Consider the following 17,895-nt stretch of genomic DNA (forward strand, 5'->3'; position numbering starts at 1 on the left):
ACATCTTGATGATGCATTTTCTTTTTGCTAAAAAGTGCAGCGAAATTTGCCATGGGGAGTCAATTCTGCAGCGATGATTGAGATTGGACATCTGAGCAAGTACTACGGTCAACGCGCCGTCGTTGATGACCTTAGTTTCACCTGCGAGCCCGGCGAGGTGCTCGGTTTTCTCGGTCCGAACGGTGCCGGCAAATCGACCACCATGAAAATGATCACGGGCTTCGTCGCGCCCAGCGGCGGGCGGGCGTCCGTGTGTGGTCATGACGTCGAACGTGATGCTATTCAGGCCCGACAGAAGCTCGGTTACCTCCCCGAAGGCGCTCCGAGTTATCCGGAGATGACGCCAGCGTCCTTTCTCCAATTCATAGCCGACATGCGTGGCTTGCGCGGAGAGCACCGGGAGTCACGCATAGCTGAAGTAATAGCCGACCTGCACCTCGACGACGTCTTGCACCAGTCGATTGATACCTTGTCAAAAGGCTTCAAGCGCCGTGTCGGACTCGCCCAGGCAATCCTGCACGATCCGGAAGTTCTGATACTTGATGAACCCACCGACGGACTGGACCCCAATCAAAAACACGAAGTGCGCTCGCTGATTGAATCCATGGCACGCAACAAGCTGATTGTCATCTCGACCCACATACTCGAAGAAGTTGAAGCTGTCTGCAGTCGGGCAATCATCATTGCGCAAGGAAAGATTCTCGCTGACGATACACCGGCCGAACTTGCCGCCCGTTCCAAATATCACAACGCCGTGCACTTGACGCTGACGCGTGAGCAAGACGTCGAGTCAATAGCGGCTGCCATCAGAAAACTCGACAGCGTTGCGAGCGTAGAAAGTCACGCCAAACGAAAAGCCATCACCGCTCTGACCGTCGCAGGCAATGACGGCTCTGTCAGCCTGCGCGCCATCGCCAGCATGGTTGAACAACAGGACTGGCCGGTTGCCAGCCTGCAACTGGAAGCGGGACGACTTGACGATGTCTTTCGCCAGATTACGGGAGGTGCCGAAGCGTGAGTCAACAAATCGATCTTATTCGCGCGTTGCTGCGCCGCGAACTGAACGCCTATTTCGCAACGCCCGTAGCCTACGTTTTCATTGTCATTTTTCTGGTGCTGATGGGCGCGTTCACGTTTTACCTCGGCGGTTTTTACGAACGGGGACAAGCGGATCTGGCGCCCTTTTTTAACTACCATCCGTGGCTGTACCTGTTTCTGGTACCGGCTATTTCCATGCGCTTGTGGGCCGAAGAGCGGAAGTCCGGAAGCATCGAACTGCTCATGACGTTGCCGCTGACTCCCTGGCAGGCTGTTCTTGGAAAATTCCTTGCAGCATGGCTGTTTGCCGGCATCGCTCTCGTCCTGACGTTTCCCGTCTGGCTGACAGTCAACTACCTGGGCGACCCGGACAACGGCGCGATACTCGCCGCTTATCTGGGCAGCCTGCTGATGGCAGGGGGCTTCCTCGCCATTGGTGCCTGCATCTCTGCAACCACCCGCAACCAGGTCATCGCCTTCATCATTACTGTGGTTGTCTGCTTCGGCTTCCTGTTGTCAGGATTCCCGCTGGTACTCGATCTGTTCTCAGGCTGGGCGCCACAGGCGGTTGTCGATGCAATTGCGAGCCTCAGTTTCCTGACACATTTTGCCAGCATCAGCAAAGGCGTTATTGATATTCGCGATCTCAGCTATTTCGCGCTGCTGATCGGCACATTTCTGTATGCCAACACAATCATCCTGCAATGGAAGCAGGCAGACTGACCATGACTACGACATCACAACGACGTATTAACGCTTCAAGCCTGGTCTTGCTCGCAGTCGCGTTTATAGCGGCAGTCATCCTCAGCAATGAGCTGTTTCGCGGCTGGCGCATAGACCTGACCGAAAACAACCTTTACACACTTTCCGATGGGACGCGCAGCATCGTCGACAAGATCGATGAACCGATCAACCTGTATTTTTATTACTCCGACAGCGCGACCGAAGACATTCCTGCATTGCGCAGCTACGCGCAGCGGGTTCGCGAGATGCTCACAGAAATTGCGAGCATCGCTGGCGACAAGGTTCGATTGCAGGTGATAGATCCTCAGCCGTTCTCTGAAGAGGAAGACCGTGCCGCGCAATTCGGACTACAAGCCGTTCAGTTACCGAATACAGCGGATGCCGTCTACTTTGGCCTGGCCGGAACCAACAGTGTTGATGACCAGGAAACTATCGGGTTCTTCCAGCCGGATAAAGAAGAGTTTCTGGAATACGACATTGCGCGCTTGCTGAGCACGCTGGCTGAACCGGAACGACCGGTCATCGGGCTGGTTTCCGGCATACCCATGACCGGCGGTTTCGATCCGGAGAGCGGGCAGATGGCCCGGCCGTGGATGGTCTGGCAGCAAGCCGGACAGTTGTTCGAAACCCGCAATCTCGGCACCTCGTTCGACAGTATCGACGAGGACGTTGGCGTCTTATGGATCGTGCAACCGAAGTCTCTCGACGAGCAAACCCAATACGCCATTGACCAGTTCGTACTCGCCGGCGGCAAAGCGTTGATCTTTGTCGATCCGGTGGCTGAACTGGACCAGCCGGATACACCTTCCGGGATGCCAGCCGGCATGCCCATGCAGGGGCAGAGCTCTGACCTGCCGACGTTGTTCAAGGGCTGGGGAATCAACTATTCCAGCAATGATGTCGTCACTGATGCACAACTGGCGTTGCAGTTGTCGGGCGGCCCGGGTGGCGCACCGGTTCGACACTTTGCCTACCTTGGCATTGCCGATGCGCAACTGAACAACAATGACATAACCGTCGCAGACATTGGCACACTTAATCTCGCGCTCGCAGGACAGCTGACTGTCAGCGAGGATAGCGAGCTGAAAATGGAACCACTGATCTCCAGCAGCCGTAACTCCTCAACCGCGAGCTCGGCACGGTTCAGCTACCTGCCCGACCCGGCAGTCTTGCAGGACGGTTTTACGGCCGATGGCAACACCCGCGTCATCGGCGCGCGCCTGAGCGGAAAACTGAGAACGGCGTTTCCCGATGGACCTCCGCACACGGACAACGAAGAAGAGACGGGGTCTTCTGAAAACCAGTTGCTGGAGTCCAGCGAAGACGCGAATCTGATCATCGTTGCCGATGTGGACATGCTGAGTGACCGGCTGTGGGTTCAGGTTCAGAGTTTCTTCGGCCAGCAGATCGCCAACGCGTTTGCCGGCAACGGAGCATTCGTTGTGAATGCCCTGGAAAGCCTTAGTGGCAGTTCCGACCTCATCGCGGTACGCAGTCGTGGCACGTTCGCACGGCCATTCACCCGCGTTGACGAATTGCGAGTGCAAGCGGATGCCCGCTACCGGGAAACCGAACAACGTCTGCAAAGCGAATTGTCGGAAACGGAAAGGCGTCTGGGTGAGCTGCAGGCAAGCCGGGAGGATAGTAGCAATCTGTTGTTAAGTGATGAACAACAGCTGGAGATTGATCGTTTCATTGACCAGCGCAGTCAGATTCGTCGTGACTTGCGTGCCGTCCGACGCGACCTTGATCGCAGCATCGAACGGCTGGGTACCACATTGAAAGTCATCAATATTGGCCTGGTGCCACTCCTGATCACCCTGCTTGCGCTGCTGGGAGTTGCACGTCGCAAAGGGAGAACACGCTAATGCGCACGGGGACGACCAAGAAACTGGCTATTGCGGCAGTGCTCCTTGTTGTTGCCGCTGTCATACTGAAAACCGGCATGTCCACATCGAACAACAGTGCATCGACACTGATGTTGCCGGACCTCAAATCGCAGCTCAACGACTTACGCCGCGTCACTGTCCGGCAAGGGAGCGACGCTGTCACCATCGAACGGGTTGACGAGAACTGGGTGGTCGTTGAGAAAGACAATTACCCCGCGGATGCGGTCAAATTGCGTACTGCTCTGCTGGACCTTGCTGAGGCACACCAGCTTGAAGCCAAAACCGCAAACCCGGAACGTCACGGACAGCTTGGCCTTGCAGTTGATGGCACAACGCTGGAGTTGCAGGGGGCGTCCGACGAAACGTTCACGCCAGTGTCCCTGATTGCTGGCAATCCGGTGCAGTCCGACTATCGCTACGTGCGAATGACGAACGACAACCAGTCATGGCTCATCGACCGCGACCCTGACTTTCCCGCAACGGCTGCCGAGTGGCTTGACGACAGGCTTGTCGATATCCGCTCTGTCGATATTCAATCGGTACGTATCGAACACGCTGACGGCGAACAACTGTTGTTCAGCCGTGTCGACGGTACTTTGACTCCGGACAATTTGCCGGAAGGCCGGGAACTCACTTCCCCGTCCGCCGCGAACAGCATCGGCAACGCACTACAGGGCCTGCGACTGGACGATGTCAAAACCGTGCCGACTGATATCGAAGCAAACGCGATCACTACGGTGACCACCAGAACAGGGCTTGCCATTACAGCGCGGCATTACCGGCTCAACGACGAAGACTGGTTCGCATTCTCTGCCAGCGTTGTCGAACCCGCGGCCAATGGCGGCGAGACAGGTGGCGACAGCGATGCAGAGAAAGCGGCCGCTGCCGACGAGGATCTCGAAGCGGCTGACGAAAGCGCGTCCGCCGAAGCAGCGGCCGTCGAGACCAACAACCGCGTGCAAGGCTGGGTCTACAAGCTGCCTTCGTACAAGAGCGAAGCGTTGATCAAGCACTGGACCGACCTGCTAAAGAGCGAGAGCGACGCATAAGAATGGCCGCCAGCCTGATGGCCGGCGGCCTCTTTGTAGCTGCCGCAATCAGTTGCGTCGATTAACTCGCTGACCACGACGATCCAGTCGACCGTCGATACGGCTGCCCCGGTTGTCCAGCTTCCGATCGATCCGGTCACCCCGGTTGTCCAGCTTGCGGTCAACCCGGTCACCCCGCCGGTCCAGCTTGCCGTCAATGCGATTGCCGCGTCGATCCAGGTGACGCGCCGCCTTGTCATTGCCATTTGCGGCAGCCCTCTCTGAGGCTCGATCAAGACGAGAGTCTATCCGGTCACCTTTCTGGTCCAGACGGTTGTCAATGCGGTCGCCCTTGTTGTCCAGGCGCTTATCGACACGATCACCTTTCTTATCGAGACGCCGCTCTATTCTGTCGCCGCGATTATCAAGCCGATTCTCCACCTGATCACCGGTATCTGCCGAGGCGGTCCCGGCTGCAAGCAGGAAGCTTGCAGACACCAATAGCGTGATTGCCCCTGCTACCAGTGATCGCCGGGATTTGAGTTCAGTTCTGTTCATGATTGTGCTCCCTGTTGAGACCGGTTTATTGGCCTGTTGCAGGGAATAACGCACGCACGCCACATTCGTTGACACGACCTTGGCGTGACAAAGCCAAACCGAGGGCCAAGCTCCTCGCTACGACAATTAAGTTCAGTGACACTTCGTCATGAGCCGGTCCACGGTCGCAGTCGTCGCAGGGCTAATCCGGATCAGTGCCTTTTACGATGACGGAAAACCCATCGAAGAAATACTCACGATTGCCATCAGTGATTGTGAACTCATCCACCGCACCTGACTGAATACCGCGAAATGCGGCGTCCATCGCCGTCAGGTAAGCGCCGTCAACGACCGGCACGTTGTGCGCGGTGTAAGCCCGGTCGTAGGCATCGGCCAGTGACGCAAGCTTCGCTGCACTCTTCGCGTAAGCATCGAAATCGGACCCCTCGAGGTGCGTGTACAACGAAGCGAGGTAGAAGGTGTCGCCGGTGAAGACGATTCGGTTCTCGCGGTCGAGCAGGCACAGCGCATCCGGTGCATGCCCCGGCACCATCACCACTTCCAGTGTGCGGCCACCGAGTTCTATCAGCTCACCGTCGGCGACCGTCTTGCTGATCGTGAACGGTTCGGATCGAAACGCCGTCACGTCCAGGCCCTCCGGCAACGGCTTCCATACCCAGCCCTCGGTAAAAAAACCGGCCACGTCGGCCGGCGTGCTGCCCGCCGAACGCCGCCGCGAATAATCGGTAGCCGTGGCATACACGGTATCAAACTGATGATTGCCGCCAATATGGTCGTAGTGCGTGTGGGAATTGAGCACAACGATATCGAGGTCCGTCAGTCCTTCCGCCACCTTGCGCATATCGCCGATACCAAGACCGGTGTCGAACAACAACGCGCGCTGCTCCCCGACGATCAGGAACGAAATAACTTCTTCAAACTGCCCCGGTTCGTAAATGGCGTAGACACCGTCGGACACGTTGTACACCTCGAACCAGGGCTGATCCTGCGGTACAGCTTCAAACGCCGCCCATTCCTTGCGCGGCAGCGCATCCCACCAGTTGTCTTTGTTAGCCCCGCGGTTCTGCACCTGCGTGTTGTCGACGGTCGTCGTGCCCTGCGGCACTTCGCTGCCACACGCGGCCAGCAATAGTAGTAGCAAACTGATTGATGCAATTCGCATGCTTTCTCCCCCCGGAGTTCGGACCCGAACAATCTGCTGACTCTAGCAGATTGGCTACTCACTGTTCGCTGCACGGTCATTTCCTGCTTGACAGCCGTCGATAATTAGGTAACCTTTTGGTTACCTATGAAGCCCGAATCAATGGACACCGTTTTTCAGGCACTGGCCTCAAGCGCACGGCGCGAGATGCTCGATATCGTGCGTGACCAGCCAGGCTGCAGCGTGGTCGATGTCTGTCAGCACTTTGACGTCAGCCGTATCGCCGTGATGAAACACCTCAATATTCTGGAGGCGGCGGGCTTGCTGATCTCAGAGAAACAAGGCCGGCAGCGTTGCCTGTACTTCAACACTGTACCTATCCAAATGATTCACGAGCGCTGGACCAGCGAATTCAGCTCGCTGTGGGCCGGTAAATTAACCGCCTTCAAGTACCGTCTTGAAGAAGCATCCTGACCCGGGGGTAGACCATGCCTAAATCACCCGAAGAAATGGCTCAATCGATGATCGACAACATGCCGGAGAAAACCGGCAAACCGCTGGCCGAGTGGTTGAAAATTGTGAACAAGAGTTCGTTGGAGAAACACGGTCAGATCGTCTCGCACCTCAAGAAGGAGTTCGGGATTGGTCATGGCTTCGCCAACCTCATCGCGCACAAACACCTGGCGAAAGGGGCCAGCAGTGACGGGGATGATCTGATCAGCGCGCAATACGCCGGACCAAAAGCCGACTTGAGGGCTATCTATGACGCCGTCACCGCAATGGTCAACAAGCTCGGCAAAGACGTCGAAATCTCACCGAAGAAAACCTACGTCAGTTACCGGCGCAAAAAACAGTTCGCACTGATACAGGCATCGACCCGGGACCGCATTGACGTTGGCATCAACCTGAAAGGTGAACCAGCGAGCGGTCGCCTCGAAAACTCCGGCAGCTTCAACGCCATGGTCAGTCACCGCGTGCGCCTGAGCAAAAAGAGTGAAGTGAATGCAGAACTGAAAGCCTGGCTGAAGAAAGCCTACGAGAAGGCCTGACTAAAAAGCAGCAGGGGGAGCCAACATGAACGAATCATCCAGCCCAAAAGCCTCTCCGGCCATACCGGAAGGTACTGAAACGAAAGCCGACCAGACTGTATTCCGCGTCGTAATACGCGCGCCCGTAGAAAAAGTCTGGGCCGAGTTAACCCGCACTGACGCGATCCTGCCGTTTTTTTTCAACTCTGTGTGCAAAACCACCGGTTTACAGGAAGGCGCATCAATCCGCATGCGCTCAAAAGACGGGCGGTATACATCGGTCGTCGGCGAAGTGCTGGAGTTCGAACCGCCCTACCGCTATGCGCACACGTTCAAATTCACGACCCTCGACGATCCGCCGTGCATCGTTCGCTACCGACTGAAAGAAGTCGACGGTGGTACGGAATTCACCTTGATCAATGAAAATGTACCGGCGGGCAGCAAGTCCGAGAAGTACATGACGCAGGGTGGCACGTTCATCACGGCCAATCTCAAAGCGCTGGTGGAAACAGGCAAACCCACACTGGGTGGGCGTATCGCGCTGTTCATGATGGGATTGTTCGCACCGTTCACCCCGAAACGATGCCGCAGCGAAAACTGGCCGCTGTAAGCACGCATACTTAGCAAGGCGTCACGATTACTGGTACCGCTACGCGGGCCGGCGTCGCGAACTGTGAGCCGATCCTTTGCGTAACCGGTCGACTGGCATTACGCTCAGTCATTCACAGACGCTGACTCGCACCGCGTCGCTTATCACGATGAGTAATACCGATGATGCAACGCCTGGCAAAGGCCGTGTTGAGAGTGTCTGGCTGGACCCTGGTCGGCGAGATTCCGGAAACAAAGAAAGCCGTCCTGATTGCCGCACCCCATACGTCCAACTGGGACGGCTTCTGGCTGATTGTTTGCAAGATTGCACTCGGCATCCGGTTGCGTTTTTTCGCGAAGCACACTTTATTCTGGTGGCCACTGGGCACAATCCTCAGCAAACTGGGCGCCATTCCCGTTGAGCGCGGCAAGCAAGGTGCAAACGTCGACCGACTCGTTGCGGTGTTTGCCGAGAACGACGAGTTACTGTTGGCACTCGCACCCGAAGGTACCCGCAAGTGGCGGCCGTACTGGCGCACCGGATTTCTGCGCATCGCTAGAGCGGCCGATGTGCCCATCATCATGACCTTCGTTGACTACGACAGAAAACGCGCCGGCATCGGGCCACAAATCGGGTCTACGGGGTCCACAGAAGAAATCATGACTGAGATTCGCGCGTTCTACGCTGACTGCAGCGCGGCTATACCGGCCAACAAAGGTCCGATTGTCTTTCGTGACCCGGACGTCTGAATGAATCGCACCGAGTCACCGGCGCTCACACACTACCAAACTGCATTCGCGTTCAGAAAGACATTGATGCCCGGCGCGTCGATACCGGAGCCGTGCACCCGGTAACGCTCGTCCAGAACGTTCTCGAAGCCGGCATCTACCGTCCAGGTACTGTCACTGCGCCAGGTGATCGCCACGCCGGCTGTGCTCCAGCCATCAGTACCCAGCGGATTAATCCGGGTATCGCCCACATCGCGAGGACTCAGTCGACGCTGAGCGTCGGCAAAAATAAGCGAACTCTTCAGCGTAAAGGCATCGTCGATTTCCCAATACACGGTGGCGCGACCGTTCAATGGCGGCATTCGATCACCCGATACGACACCGCCGTCACTTTCGCGTTGCTCGCCACGCGTGTGATTCAGCAGGAACTCTGCCGATACCGAACCGGCTGGATGCCAGTTCACTCCCGCTTCGAAACCGTACACTTCAGCGCGACCGATATTGCGGCTTTGCACAATCTCCCGGCCGTCACCGGTGACATCACCGGTCAGCATGGATTGGATGCGGTCCTTGTAATCGAGCTGGTAAACCACAAACTCGGCTGACCAGTTGTCTGTTTGCCGGCGCAGACCGATGTCGTATTGCAACACACGCTCTGACTCCAGTGCCGGGTTCGGAATATTGAAGCGATTGCCCGGCCTTTCCCCCAGCGTTCCGAGGTCGAAGACATTGGGCGCGCGAAAGCCGTAGCCCAGGTTCGCGGCGATCCGGGTACTGTCGTTCAGCGCGAACACCCAGCCGGTATCAGCACTGAAGTCGCTGATACCGATTGCCGCAGCCGGAGAAATTGTGGTCGCAGGAAGATCGATGTCCACGTGACTGAAGCGCAGCCCGCCCGACAGTGTGTGGCGCGTACCTGCCTCTTGAGCAATGTTTGCGAATACCGCAGCCTGCGCAACTTCTGCACCATCCGGAAAGCGGGACTGCAGGAGCGTCACTTCACCCGTATTGATGTTCCGCTCCTCGCGGGAACTGCGCACTTCGTCATGATAGATCTCGGCACCGTATACCCACGACGCGTTGCCGGTCTCGCGGGTAGCATTGACGGACAAGCCGAACAAGTCGCTGCTGTTTTCTTCAAAGCGCCGCTGGTCTGCGCCGAAGTCTCGCGTTCGCCGATCGTCATCGATACGTTGCCAGCCCAGGTCGATGGTCCAGTCAGACGACCACAAGCCGCTGTCCCGCGTATGCCGCAGGTGAACGAAATGCCGTGCATTCGGTTCGAAATAAAATTCGGCCGAAGACGGTTCGGTTTGCCCGAAACCGGTCACCATCTCATCAACCCGTGGTGTTTGCGGCTGCCGGGTGAACTGCGCGTCGAACACCCAGCTGCGATCCTCCACCGGGCGTAACTGCAGTGCGCCACGCAGACTGTAAGACTCGAAACCGCTGGGTGCTATGCGCTCCCCGCCACCAATGCGTCGATTGCCCGCCTCTTGCCACGCGACGCTGACCAGGCCGGCGGCCTGGCGCGTACCGCCGTCCACGGTAAGTCGCGCCGAGCGGCTTTGCTCGGCAGTATCGGCGGCGGCACTAAACTCGCGACGCCATTCCATGCCATCACTCTCGAACTGCGGCAAACGCGATATCACCTGAATCACACCGCCGACTGCATCACTGCCGTACAAGGACGTCGGCGAGCCACGCACGACCTCCATACGCTCGATAGAACCCGGCGCAACCAATGCCAGGTACTGGGTCGGAGCGTTGCGGAATATAGCGTTATTGAGTCGCAGGCCATCTACCAGGTGCAGAACTTCCGAGCCTTTCATACCGCGAATGATCGGCGCGCCCTGCCCTACGGTGGTTTGCTGCAGGAACACGCCAAGCTGCGATGCAAGCGCGTCAGTGGCGAGTTTCTGCATTGCTATGTCCCGCGTGGCAACGACGGTCACGGCCGCAGACACTTTACTGGTGGCCAGCGGCCGGCGTGTCGCGGTGACCTGAATCTCTTCAATCGCTTCCGCTTGCTGAGCCACCGATTCAGCCAATGGCATGGCACTCATCAGAACTGTCGCGACAATCAGCTCCTGCTGGTACCTCTTCTTCCCTGACGGCATTGGCATCCTCAATTCAAACTGTCTTGGTTGTGTTTGCAGCGAACAGCCACTGTCGGACCGCATCCATGCATTGCGATTGCCGTATTCTCCAAACCGCCACCGGGAATACAAGCCCGCTGCGTGCCCTGATGCTTTTGACTATCGCGAAAATCGAAGATCCCTGCCAGTAGCCGCCAGTTCGCAGTAGTATGGTGATGAACTCATGACAGGATGTGCCCATGAAAGCCTCGGACTTGCTGGTTAAATGCCTGGAAGAAGAAGGTATCGAATACGTGTTCGGCGTGCCCGGCGAAGAAAACGCCGACTTCATGATGTCACTCGAACAGTCAGAAAAAATCCACTTTATTCTTACCCGGCATGAACAGGGCGCGGCCTTCATGGCCGAAGTCTACGGTCGATTGACCGGCAATCCGGCGGGCGCACTCAGTACCCTCGGCCCGGGTGCGACGAACCTGATCACCGGAGTAGCCGATGCCAATATGGACCGGGCGCCATTGCTCGCGCTCACTGGTCAGGGCTCCACGAAACGATTGCACAAAGAATCGCATCAGATCATGGACGTCGTGAGCCTGTTCGAACCCGTAACAAAGTGGGCAACCAGTATTCTGCACCCGGATACTATTCCGGAAATCGTGCGTAAGGCAGTGCGGCTTGCACGTACCGAAAAGCCTGGCGCCGTGCACATCGAACTGCCGGAAGACATCGCCAAGGAACAGTCGAGTCAGCCACCGATGAAACCGCGACGTTTCCGCCGATCGGTACCGGATGACAAAATCATCAATCGCGCATTCGACATGCTCAAGAAGGCCAGGCGGCCCATTATTATTGCCGGCAACGGCTGCATACGGCGACGGGCCAGCAAACAATTGCGCTTGTTCTGCGAGCAAACCGGCATCGGCGTAATCAGCACGTTCATGGCCAAGGGCTGCGTCGACATGGACGCCGACTACTGCCTGTACACGATCGGTCTGGGTAGCAAAGACCGGGTTTCGCTTGCCGTCGATGACGCCGATCTGGTCATCACGCTTGGCTTCGACATGGTTGAGTACCACCCGCAGCTCTGGAACCCGAACGGTGACAAGCCGATCGTTCACGCCGATTTCCTCGCTGCCGAAATCGACGCGCACTACAACCCGCAGGTCGAAGTAATCGGTGATCTGGCGCACGCGCTGTGGATGCTGAACGAACGAGTGGCGAGCGAAAAAGGACTCAGCTTTGATCTTGCGGCACAGGCGCGCTGCCGTACGGCTATGGCCGCTGATTTTGCCGAGCACAAAGACGACGTCACGGAGGGTTCGATTCGCCCGCAAAAGGCGCTGTGGGACGCCCGCAATGCAATGGGCCCGCACGACATACTGTTATCCGACGTTGGCGCGCACAAAATGTGGATAGCACGGCATTACCAGTGTCACGAACCCAACACCTGCTTGATACCGAACGGCTTTTGTTCGATGGGCTTTGCGTTGCCTGGCGCCATCGCCGCACACATTGTTCAACCGGAACGGAAAGTGCTCGCCATCTGCGGCGACGCCGGGTTCCTGATGAACGTGCAGGAAATGGAAACGGCGAAGCGCCTCAACAGCAATATTGTCGTGATGGTTTGGGCCGACGGTGGTTACGGGCTTATTTCCTGGAAGCAGGAAACGGAATTCGGCAAGCACACGGACCTGTCATTCGGCAATCCCGACTGGCTGACGCTCGCCTCCTCATTCGGCTGGCACGGTCACTATGTCAGCAACAGTGCCGACCTTGCAGGGACGCTGCGTACTGCGCTGGATGAACAAGGGCCCAGTCTGCTGGTGATTCCCATCGACTACCGGGAAAACCCGATCCTGACCCGCAAGCTCGGCGAGATAACCTCAACAATCTAAGTGCCGGAATACAAAAGTGGCGCTGCGCTCGCCGCTCACGCAGCGGTCACAGCGCCACGGTATCCAGTCGTCGAGAAACGTCGCTACGGCCGCGTTGACTCGACACGCCTGACCGGCAGCGGCACGTTGCACAGTTCGATCTTTCCCGCCGGATCAACAAACCATTCTTCATTGCGATGCCGACGGGATTCCACCAGCGCTGCAAACGTGTCGGTATCCGTGCGCAACGCCTGCCACGCCGCATCGTAGTCGCTACCGAAACGCATACTGCGTATCGGTACGTTTTCCGTTTCTTTTTCGTAGAAGCCCAGCGGTCCTGTGCCGCGCGGCAACGACGACAGATGCTCGATGCCAAAAATTACCCGGCCCATAAGCGTGACGTTACGATCAAGGTGGCGCGGTGCATGGCCCGTTACTACATAGAGTTCGGCGGCATTGCCGCTGTCAGCCTCGTTAGCCCGGCCTGCGCCCAACATGCCATAGCAGTGTGCCAACCAGGCGCGCCCGCCAGCGCTGTCGCGGCCAACCGGAAAGCCATCAACGAAGCCTACTTCCGCTGCGTACGCATCGTTGCTCTCCAGCGGCGTAAATGCGAGCCCCTCTGCATCCCGGTAGAACTCCGGCTTGAGTGATTCAGCTGCCTCGCCTAACGGTCCGGCAGCGCTCCACTGCACGACGTAGTTATCCTGGGAGCGAACAATCGCTGCGTCCCGAAAATGTCCTGCCGCAATCAACTTGCGCAAATTGTCGATGTGCCGCGGCGCAAACTGAGGCGCAAGCTCCAGAACGACGGTGCCGTGATTCAGCTCAACGTAGAGCGTATTGCCCGGCTCTATATCGCGCCAATCACTGACAGCGCTAGCTTCCAGTACCTCGCCCATGCCCAGCCATGCCACTTCGTCGCTGTACGCCGACGTTGCCAGCACGCATAGCGCGAACCAGACAGCGGTGTTACGTGTAACCAATTGCAGCATATTCATACCTACCCTCAGCAATGCAGAACCCGGTATAGCAGATCGCCAGTCCGCCAACCAGACAGCGGCCGTCAATTTGTTTCGCTCACGCTCCACCCATAGAATGCCTGATTGAAGTACGACACCAAGCACTGGAGCATTGCATGAAACGATTCCTGATAGCGGCTGCCGGTCTGGCCTTGACCATCGTCAACGCGCAGGCCGATACCCTGATACACGCCGGGCGCCTTATCGATGGCGATTCCGATCGCGCTATGACTGAAATGACCGTGCGCATCAACGGCGGTTCCATTACCGGTATCGATCGCGGGTATACGCCTGCCGGCAGCAGTGACACGGTTATAGACCTCAAGAACTACACTGTGATGCCGGGCCTCATGGACATGCACGTGCATCTGACCGGTGAATACAGTGCGGACAGCCGCTTGCGTGGTTTCGTCACCAATGAAGCCGACTACGCTTACATGGCCACGACCTACGCGAAACGAACTCTGGAAGCTGGTTTCACCACCGTCCGCAATGTCGGCGATGCCTTCAATGTGACGATCGCCCTGAAAAAAGCGATCCAGCGCGGTGATGTTGTTGGGCCGACTATTTTCACAGCGGCCAAGGGCCTTGCTTCCACCGGTGGTCACGGTGACCCAACCAATGGCTGGGCCAGCCACATTATGGGTGACCCGGGCCCTTACCAGGGCGTTGTGAACAGTCCTGCCGACGCCCGCAAAGCCGTTCGCCAGCGGTACAAAGACGGCGCTGACTGGATCAAGATCACCGCGACCGGCGGCGTACTGAGTGTCGCCAAGAGTGGTCAGAATCCACAGTTCACCGACGAAGAGCTGAAAGAGATTGTCGACACGGCGCGCGACTACGGCATGCGGGTAGCCGCACACGCACACGGCACTGAAGGCATGCGGCGCGCGGTCGTTGCCGGTGTTGCGTCTATCGAACACGGCACGTACATGGACGACGAAGTACGGCGTCTCATGAAAAAGAACGGCACCTACTTTGTACCGACCATCATGGCTGGCGCGTGGGTCGCCGAGAAATCCAGGATCGACGGTTTCTTCCCGGAGCTGGTTCGCCCCAAGGCCGCCGCCATTGGTCCGCTCATGCTGGATACCTTCGCGAAGGCCTACAAAGCAGGCGTACCCATTGTCTTCGGCACGGACACCGGCGTTTCACCGCACGGCGACAATGCCCAGGAGTTCGGCTTGATGGTTAAAGGCGGTATGCCGGCAATGGAAGCCATTCAGTCCGCCACCAGCGTTGCTGCGGATTTTCTCGGCATAGGCGAGACTCATGGCCGCTTGTTGGATGGCAAGGTGGCTGACATCGTTGCTGTTCCGGGCAACCCGCTCGATGACATCAGCAACATGGAACGCGTCAACTTCGTAATGAAGAGCGGCGTGGTTTACAAACAGCCCTGAAATCGGGATAGCCGTGCGCGGTTGGCGGACACGTGTTCGCCAGCCGCCAATGGCTAGCTGATCATCGCTCGCGCGAGTTTCTTTTTCGCGGCAACCAGATCCGCTTTCGGCGCGGACTTGTCTTTCTCGATGACGCGCAACTCTTGCAATGCCGTTTCAACGTCCGTGCCGATCAGCCACTCAACCACGGTCGCAACCTCCTCGGCATTGTCGCTGGTCAAGCCTTTGGGCTTCCCGTCCAGCAGACCAATTCGGTGTTTGCAGAAATTGCCATGTTCGCCCGCCGGGCAATTGCAAATAGCGGTCAGGCTGTTGCCGTCTTTGATAAAAACCAGTTCATAGGGCTGAGGCGCCGACCCTTTTACCAGAAATTTCAATTCCTTCACTTCAGCTCCTCTCGCACACGTCGGAATTCAAACGAACGCCAGTGTCGCAAACGGCGCCGCAAGATGACAGCCGCGAAACACCCTGCTCTACGCGACTTACCCGTCGTCAGAGCTTCGCCATTCGGGTTGACCCGCCTTTGCAAGCGAATAGACCTTGCGGTCGGCGCTGGATAGTATGCAGGCAATGCGGATGACAAGAGCACTGCCACAATTCATCACCGCCTCGCCACCGTCATTACCCATTGCACGGTTACTGTCGCGACTGACACAGCCTGACGAGAGCCCTATGAACCTGACTGCCCTGCGCTATGCCCAATGTACTTTTTTAGTGTCGTTGTTGCTGTTGTTCACGCTGTCCGCGTGTGGCAATGACCAGAATTATCAAAGCAAGAGTTTCGACGATCTGTTGCTGACGCTGGAACAGGAGCTGGGCGGAACCATCGGCGTTTTCGCCATGGATACCACCACCGGTAGTGAGCTGTCCTACCGCGCGGACGAACGCTTTGCGATGGCATCCACGTTCAAGCCTTTGCTGGTCGCCGCCGTGCTGGCACAAGTCGATGCCGGCACACTCAATCTGGAAGAACGCTACGGGATTGAGGGCGTGGAAATGCTGTCTTATGCGCCGGTAGTCGGCAAGCTGGGGGCAGACGAAACCATCTCCTTGAGTGAACTGTGTGCTGCCATCATCACGCTTAGCGACAACACGGCTACCAACATGCTGCTGGAACTGATTGGCGGGCCGGAAGCGCTGACCCGGTTCCTGCGGCAGTCCGGCGATGATGTGACCCGGCTGGATCGCAACGAGGGTGCGTTGAACAGCAATATCAAAGGGGACGAGCGCGATACCAGCACGCCACGCGCCATGACCCATAGCCTGTATCGCTTACTTAATTCGGACACCCTTAGCAGCGCGTCGAAACGGCGGATCACCGAATGGCTGATCGCCAGTGAGACGGGCTACTCGCGGTTGCGCGCTGGTCTTCCACCGGGATGGACCGTTGGCGACAAAACCGGCATGGGAGCGAACGGCGCTGCAAATAATGTTGCTATTGCATGGCCGCCCGGCCGCAAACCGGTTGTCATGACCGTGTTTATGTCCTGGTCGGAAGCTGATGTCGACACGCTGAATGCCGCGCACGCCAGAATCGCTGCACGCATCGCTGAATCGTTCGAGTAAAGCCGCTGTAGGTCAGACGAGGTATCGTCGAGCGAGTTGCACCAAGACTGTCACTTGGGGCGGAACAACAACAGCGCAATAACAGCGATTATCGCGATCACCAGCGATACCGGTAAAAACCAGCTCACAGCCGTATCGAAGACAACGTCCCAGTGACTGCCGGCGGCGTCATGAAACAGCTCAGCTGGGTTCAGGTACCAGTCATAGGCCGTTGCGACAGCCGCGACCAGCGCCCCTGCGCCTGCACCTGTGAACACGCCACGAATGAGGTAGCGAATGACTGTTGCCGCACCTGGCTTACTGACGTTGATGGCCATAGAAGTGCATTTTAGTTTCGCGTGTTTAGCGCAACAAGACGTCGTTGCTGCAAGGGTCGCCGCCACGTTTGCGACAACGGTGGCAATAGCCGACCGCTGTTAAACAGGTGCGGCCCGGGAGAATGACTCATCCAAGAATTACTTATCGACAAGAACTGCGCTCAAACCGGGTAAGTAAGCATACTCATTTCTTACCTCAGGTACGCCGGGCTCTATGCGGATACACTGGCTGAAATCCGGACTATCAAGCACGACGGTGTGGTACTCGCCGTTCTCGCCAGCGAGGTCCATGCCGTTCTTTAACCGAACTTCACGCAATTCCTCAATCGCCTGACCATCGAGCAGCCGTCCGGCCCAGACCGGCGCCAACGAGCGGATATTAACGCACGAGACCATAATTCTGAAACCACCGCCCAGCAATTCCTGCAGCAGAAATTCACGCTCGACTCCCCACAACGGCATGAACGCCTTCATGCCAGTCGCGCAACACCGTTCACGGATCCAGTTCGGTTGGCTGTCTACTGGGGCGATGTCCCCGGTGACTACGGTGCTCACGTCGTACTGATCACGCAATGTTTCCAAACTGCGTTCGTAACCACGCTCGTACGGTGCGGACACCGGCAGGACGACGTGCGGCAGGTTCAATGCGGACGCCTGCAGTTGCATCACGCTAAGCGGGTGAGCCAGAAAGTTGGCAGCAGCAGGCGCAAAGGTTGCGAGACATACAACCTGCGCACCCGATGCTATCGTTCGGGACAATGCCAGTGCCGAGTCTTTGCCACCCGTCCACAGTATCGCGACGCGTTGCTGTGCAGCGTCGCCGGAATGCTTATTCAAAATCATTGGCCCTGATCAAGCAGGTGAACAGGCGTCGATT

The 17,895-nt window shown here is 57.5% G+C and carries 18 protein-coding genes; 11 read left to right on the forward strand and 7 right to left on the reverse strand.

Annotated elements, in window-relative coordinates; genetic code table 11:
• Window positions 1-73: 73 nt before the first annotated feature.
• Genes AC0L8N_RS03670 through AC0L8N_RS03685 form a run of 4 tightly spaced genes read left to right on the forward strand, consistent with a single transcriptional unit; the run spans window position 74 to window position 4,720 of the window.
• Complete coding sequence (locus tag AC0L8N_RS03670; RefSeq protein WP_473666219.1) at window positions 74-1,018, forward strand: ABC transporter ATP-binding protein; 945 nt, start codon at window positions 74-76, stop codon at window positions 1,016-1,018.
• 8 nt (window positions 1,019-1,026) lie between these two features.
• Window positions 1,027-1,761, forward strand: a complete 735-nt coding sequence (locus AC0L8N_RS03675) for an ABC transporter permease (protein ID WP_473670027.1) — start codon at window positions 1,027-1,029, stop codon at window positions 1,759-1,761.
• 2 nt (window positions 1,762-1,763) lie between these two features.
• Window positions 1,764-3,650, forward strand: coding sequence for a GldG family protein (locus AC0L8N_RS03680; protein ID WP_473666220.1), 1,887 nt, complete (start codon window positions 1,764-1,766; stop codon window positions 3,648-3,650).
• Window positions 3,650-4,720, forward strand: a complete 1,071-nt coding sequence (locus AC0L8N_RS03685) for a DUF4340 domain-containing protein (RefSeq protein WP_473666221.1) — start codon at window positions 3,650-3,652, stop codon at window positions 4,718-4,720. Before AC0L8N_RS03680 ends, AC0L8N_RS03685 begins: the two co-directional genes overlap by 1 nt.
• A 48-nt stretch (window positions 4,721-4,768) precedes the next feature.
• On the opposite strand, the gene AC0L8N_RS03690 is transcribed toward AC0L8N_RS03685, so the two are convergent.
• Together AC0L8N_RS03690 and AC0L8N_RS03695 are read right to left on the reverse strand one after the other, a co-directional pair.
• Window positions 4,769-5,257 carry a hypothetical protein gene (locus AC0L8N_RS03690; RefSeq protein ID WP_473666222.1) on the reverse strand — a complete coding sequence of 163 codons (489 nt, stop codon included), beginning with the start codon at window positions 5,255-5,257 and terminating at the stop codon, window positions 4,769-4,771.
• 181 nt (window positions 5,258-5,438) lie between these two features.
• Window positions 5,439-6,419: an MBL fold metallo-hydrolase gene (locus tag AC0L8N_RS03695; protein WP_473666223.1), complete on the reverse strand. Its 981-nt coding sequence runs from the start codon at window positions 6,417-6,419 to the stop codon at window positions 5,439-5,441.
• A 126-nt stretch (window positions 6,420-6,545) separates the two neighbouring features.
• Between AC0L8N_RS03695 and AC0L8N_RS03700 the strand changes: the two genes are divergently transcribed.
• From AC0L8N_RS03700 to AC0L8N_RS03715, 4 genes are all read left to right on the forward strand, one after another.
• On the forward strand, window positions 6,546-6,872 hold the full coding sequence (locus AC0L8N_RS03700; protein ID WP_473666224.1) for an ArsR/SmtB family transcription factor: 327 nt from the start codon (window positions 6,546-6,548) through the stop codon (window positions 6,870-6,872).
• 14 nt (window positions 6,873-6,886) lie between these two features.
• On the forward strand, window positions 6,887-7,447 hold the full coding sequence (locus tag AC0L8N_RS03705) for a DUF5655 domain-containing protein (protein ID WP_473666225.1): 561 nt from the start codon (window positions 6,887-6,889) through the stop codon (window positions 7,445-7,447).
• A 25-nt stretch (window positions 7,448-7,472) separates the two neighbouring features.
• Window positions 7,473-8,036 (forward strand): SRPBCC domain-containing protein, encoded by a 564-nt coding sequence (locus AC0L8N_RS03710; RefSeq protein ID WP_473666226.1) that lies wholly within the window; start codon window positions 7,473-7,475, stop codon window positions 8,034-8,036.
• A 161-nt stretch (window positions 8,037-8,197) separates the two neighbouring features.
• Window positions 8,198-8,764, forward strand: a complete 567-nt coding sequence (locus AC0L8N_RS03715; protein WP_473666227.1) for a 1-acyl-sn-glycerol-3-phosphate acyltransferase — start codon at window positions 8,198-8,200, stop codon at window positions 8,762-8,764.
• 32 nt (window positions 8,765-8,796) lie between these two features.
• On the opposite strand, the gene AC0L8N_RS03720 is transcribed toward AC0L8N_RS03715, so the two are convergent.
• Window positions 8,797-10,863 (reverse strand): TonB-dependent receptor, encoded by a 2,067-nt coding sequence (locus AC0L8N_RS03720; protein WP_473666228.1) that lies wholly within the window; start codon window positions 10,861-10,863, stop codon window positions 8,797-8,799.
• A 218-nt stretch (window positions 10,864-11,081) separates the two neighbouring features.
• On the opposite strand from AC0L8N_RS03720, the gene AC0L8N_RS03725 reads away from it, so the two are divergent.
• Window positions 11,082-12,734: an acetolactate synthase large subunit gene (locus AC0L8N_RS03725; RefSeq protein ID WP_473666229.1), complete on the forward strand. Its 1,653-nt coding sequence runs from the start codon at window positions 11,082-11,084 to the stop codon at window positions 12,732-12,734.
• Between the two features lie 83 nt (window positions 12,735-12,817).
• Here the strand turns inward: AC0L8N_RS03725 and AC0L8N_RS03730 are convergent, their stop codons facing one another.
• A complete protein-coding gene (locus AC0L8N_RS03730; protein WP_473666230.1) occupies window positions 12,818-13,714 on the reverse strand; it encodes a peptidylprolyl isomerase in 897 nt (298 codons plus the stop codon).
• Between the two features lie 137 nt (window positions 13,715-13,851).
• Here AC0L8N_RS03730 and AC0L8N_RS03735 point away from each other — a divergent pair, with 137 nt between their 5' ends.
• Entirely contained in the window at window positions 13,852-15,135 is a 1,284-nt protein-coding gene (locus tag AC0L8N_RS03735) for a metal-dependent hydrolase family protein (RefSeq protein WP_473666231.1), read from the forward strand.
• Window positions 15,136-15,188: 53 nt separating this feature from the next.
• On the opposite strand, the gene AC0L8N_RS03740 is transcribed toward AC0L8N_RS03735, so the two are convergent.
• Entirely contained in the window at window positions 15,189-15,521 is a 333-nt protein-coding gene (locus AC0L8N_RS03740; protein WP_473666232.1) for an SWIM zinc finger family protein, read from the reverse strand.
• A gap of 190 nt (window positions 15,522-15,711) precedes the next feature.
• Between AC0L8N_RS03740 and bla the strand changes: the two genes are divergently transcribed.
• On the forward strand, window positions 15,712-16,701 hold the full coding sequence (gene bla, locus AC0L8N_RS03745) for a class A beta-lactamase (RefSeq protein WP_473666233.1): 990 nt from the start codon (window positions 15,712-15,714) through the stop codon (window positions 16,699-16,701).
• Between the two features lie 50 nt (window positions 16,702-16,751).
• Here bla and AC0L8N_RS03750 read toward each other — a convergent pair whose 3' ends face one another.
• Together AC0L8N_RS03750 and AC0L8N_RS03755 are read right to left on the reverse strand one after the other, a co-directional pair.
• The gene (locus AC0L8N_RS03750) at window positions 16,752-17,018 is read right to left on the reverse strand and encodes a hypothetical protein (protein ID WP_473666234.1); all 267 of its coding nucleotides are present in this window, start codon (window positions 17,016-17,018) and stop codon (window positions 16,752-16,754) included.
• 138 nt (window positions 17,019-17,156) lie between these two features.
• Window positions 17,157-17,855 (reverse strand): Dph6-related ATP pyrophosphatase, encoded by a 699-nt coding sequence (locus AC0L8N_RS03755; protein WP_473666235.1) that lies wholly within the window; start codon window positions 17,853-17,855, stop codon window positions 17,157-17,159.
• Window positions 17,856-17,895 lie beyond the last annotated feature (40 nt).

Source organism: Woeseia sp. D3-10, assembly GCF_055809415.1.

Coding starts and splice junctions, on each gene's coding strand:
- bla (WP_473666233.1), top strand. CDS start 15,712: ATGACAAGAGCACTGCCACAATTCATCACCGCCTCGCCACCGTCATTA.
- AC0L8N_RS03715 (WP_473666227.1), top strand. CDS start 8,198: ATGATGCAACGCCTGGCAAAGGCCGTGTTGAGAGTGTCTGGCTGGACC.
- AC0L8N_RS03695 (WP_473666223.1), bottom strand. CDS start 6,419: ATGCGAATTGCATCAATCAGTTTGCTACTACTATTGCTGGCCGCGTGT.
- AC0L8N_RS03710 (WP_473666226.1), top strand. CDS start 7,473: ATGAACGAATCATCCAGCCCAAAAGCCTCTCCGGCCATACCGGAAGGT.
- AC0L8N_RS03705 (WP_473666225.1), top strand. CDS start 6,887: ATGCCTAAATCACCCGAAGAAATGGCTCAATCGATGATCGACAACATG.
- AC0L8N_RS03670 (WP_473666219.1), top strand. CDS start 74: ATGATTGAGATTGGACATCTGAGCAAGTACTACGGTCAACGCGCCGTC.
- AC0L8N_RS03720 (WP_473666228.1), bottom strand. CDS start 10,863: ATGCCGTCAGGGAAGAAGAGGTACCAGCAGGAGCTGATTGTCGCGACA.
- AC0L8N_RS03700 (WP_473666224.1), top strand. CDS start 6,546: ATGAAGCCCGAATCAATGGACACCGTTTTTCAGGCACTGGCCTCAAGC.
- AC0L8N_RS03725 (WP_473666229.1), top strand. CDS start 11,082: ATGAAAGCCTCGGACTTGCTGGTTAAATGCCTGGAAGAAGAAGGTATC.
- AC0L8N_RS03750 (WP_473666234.1), bottom strand. CDS start 17,018: ATGGCCATCAACGTCAGTAAGCCAGGTGCGGCAACAGTCATTCGCTAC.
- AC0L8N_RS03680 (WP_473666220.1), top strand. CDS start 1,764: ATGACTACGACATCACAACGACGTATTAACGCTTCAAGCCTGGTCTTG.
- AC0L8N_RS03685 (WP_473666221.1), top strand. CDS start 3,650: ATGCGCACGGGGACGACCAAGAAACTGGCTATTGCGGCAGTGCTCCTT.
- AC0L8N_RS03735 (WP_473666231.1), top strand. CDS start 13,852: ATGAAACGATTCCTGATAGCGGCTGCCGGTCTGGCCTTGACCATCGTC.
- AC0L8N_RS03730 (WP_473666230.1), bottom strand. CDS start 13,714: ATGAATATGCTGCAATTGGTTACACGTAACACCGCTGTCTGGTTCGCG.
- AC0L8N_RS03690 (WP_473666222.1), bottom strand. CDS start 5,257: ATGAACAGAACTGAACTCAAATCCCGGCGATCACTGGTAGCAGGGGCA.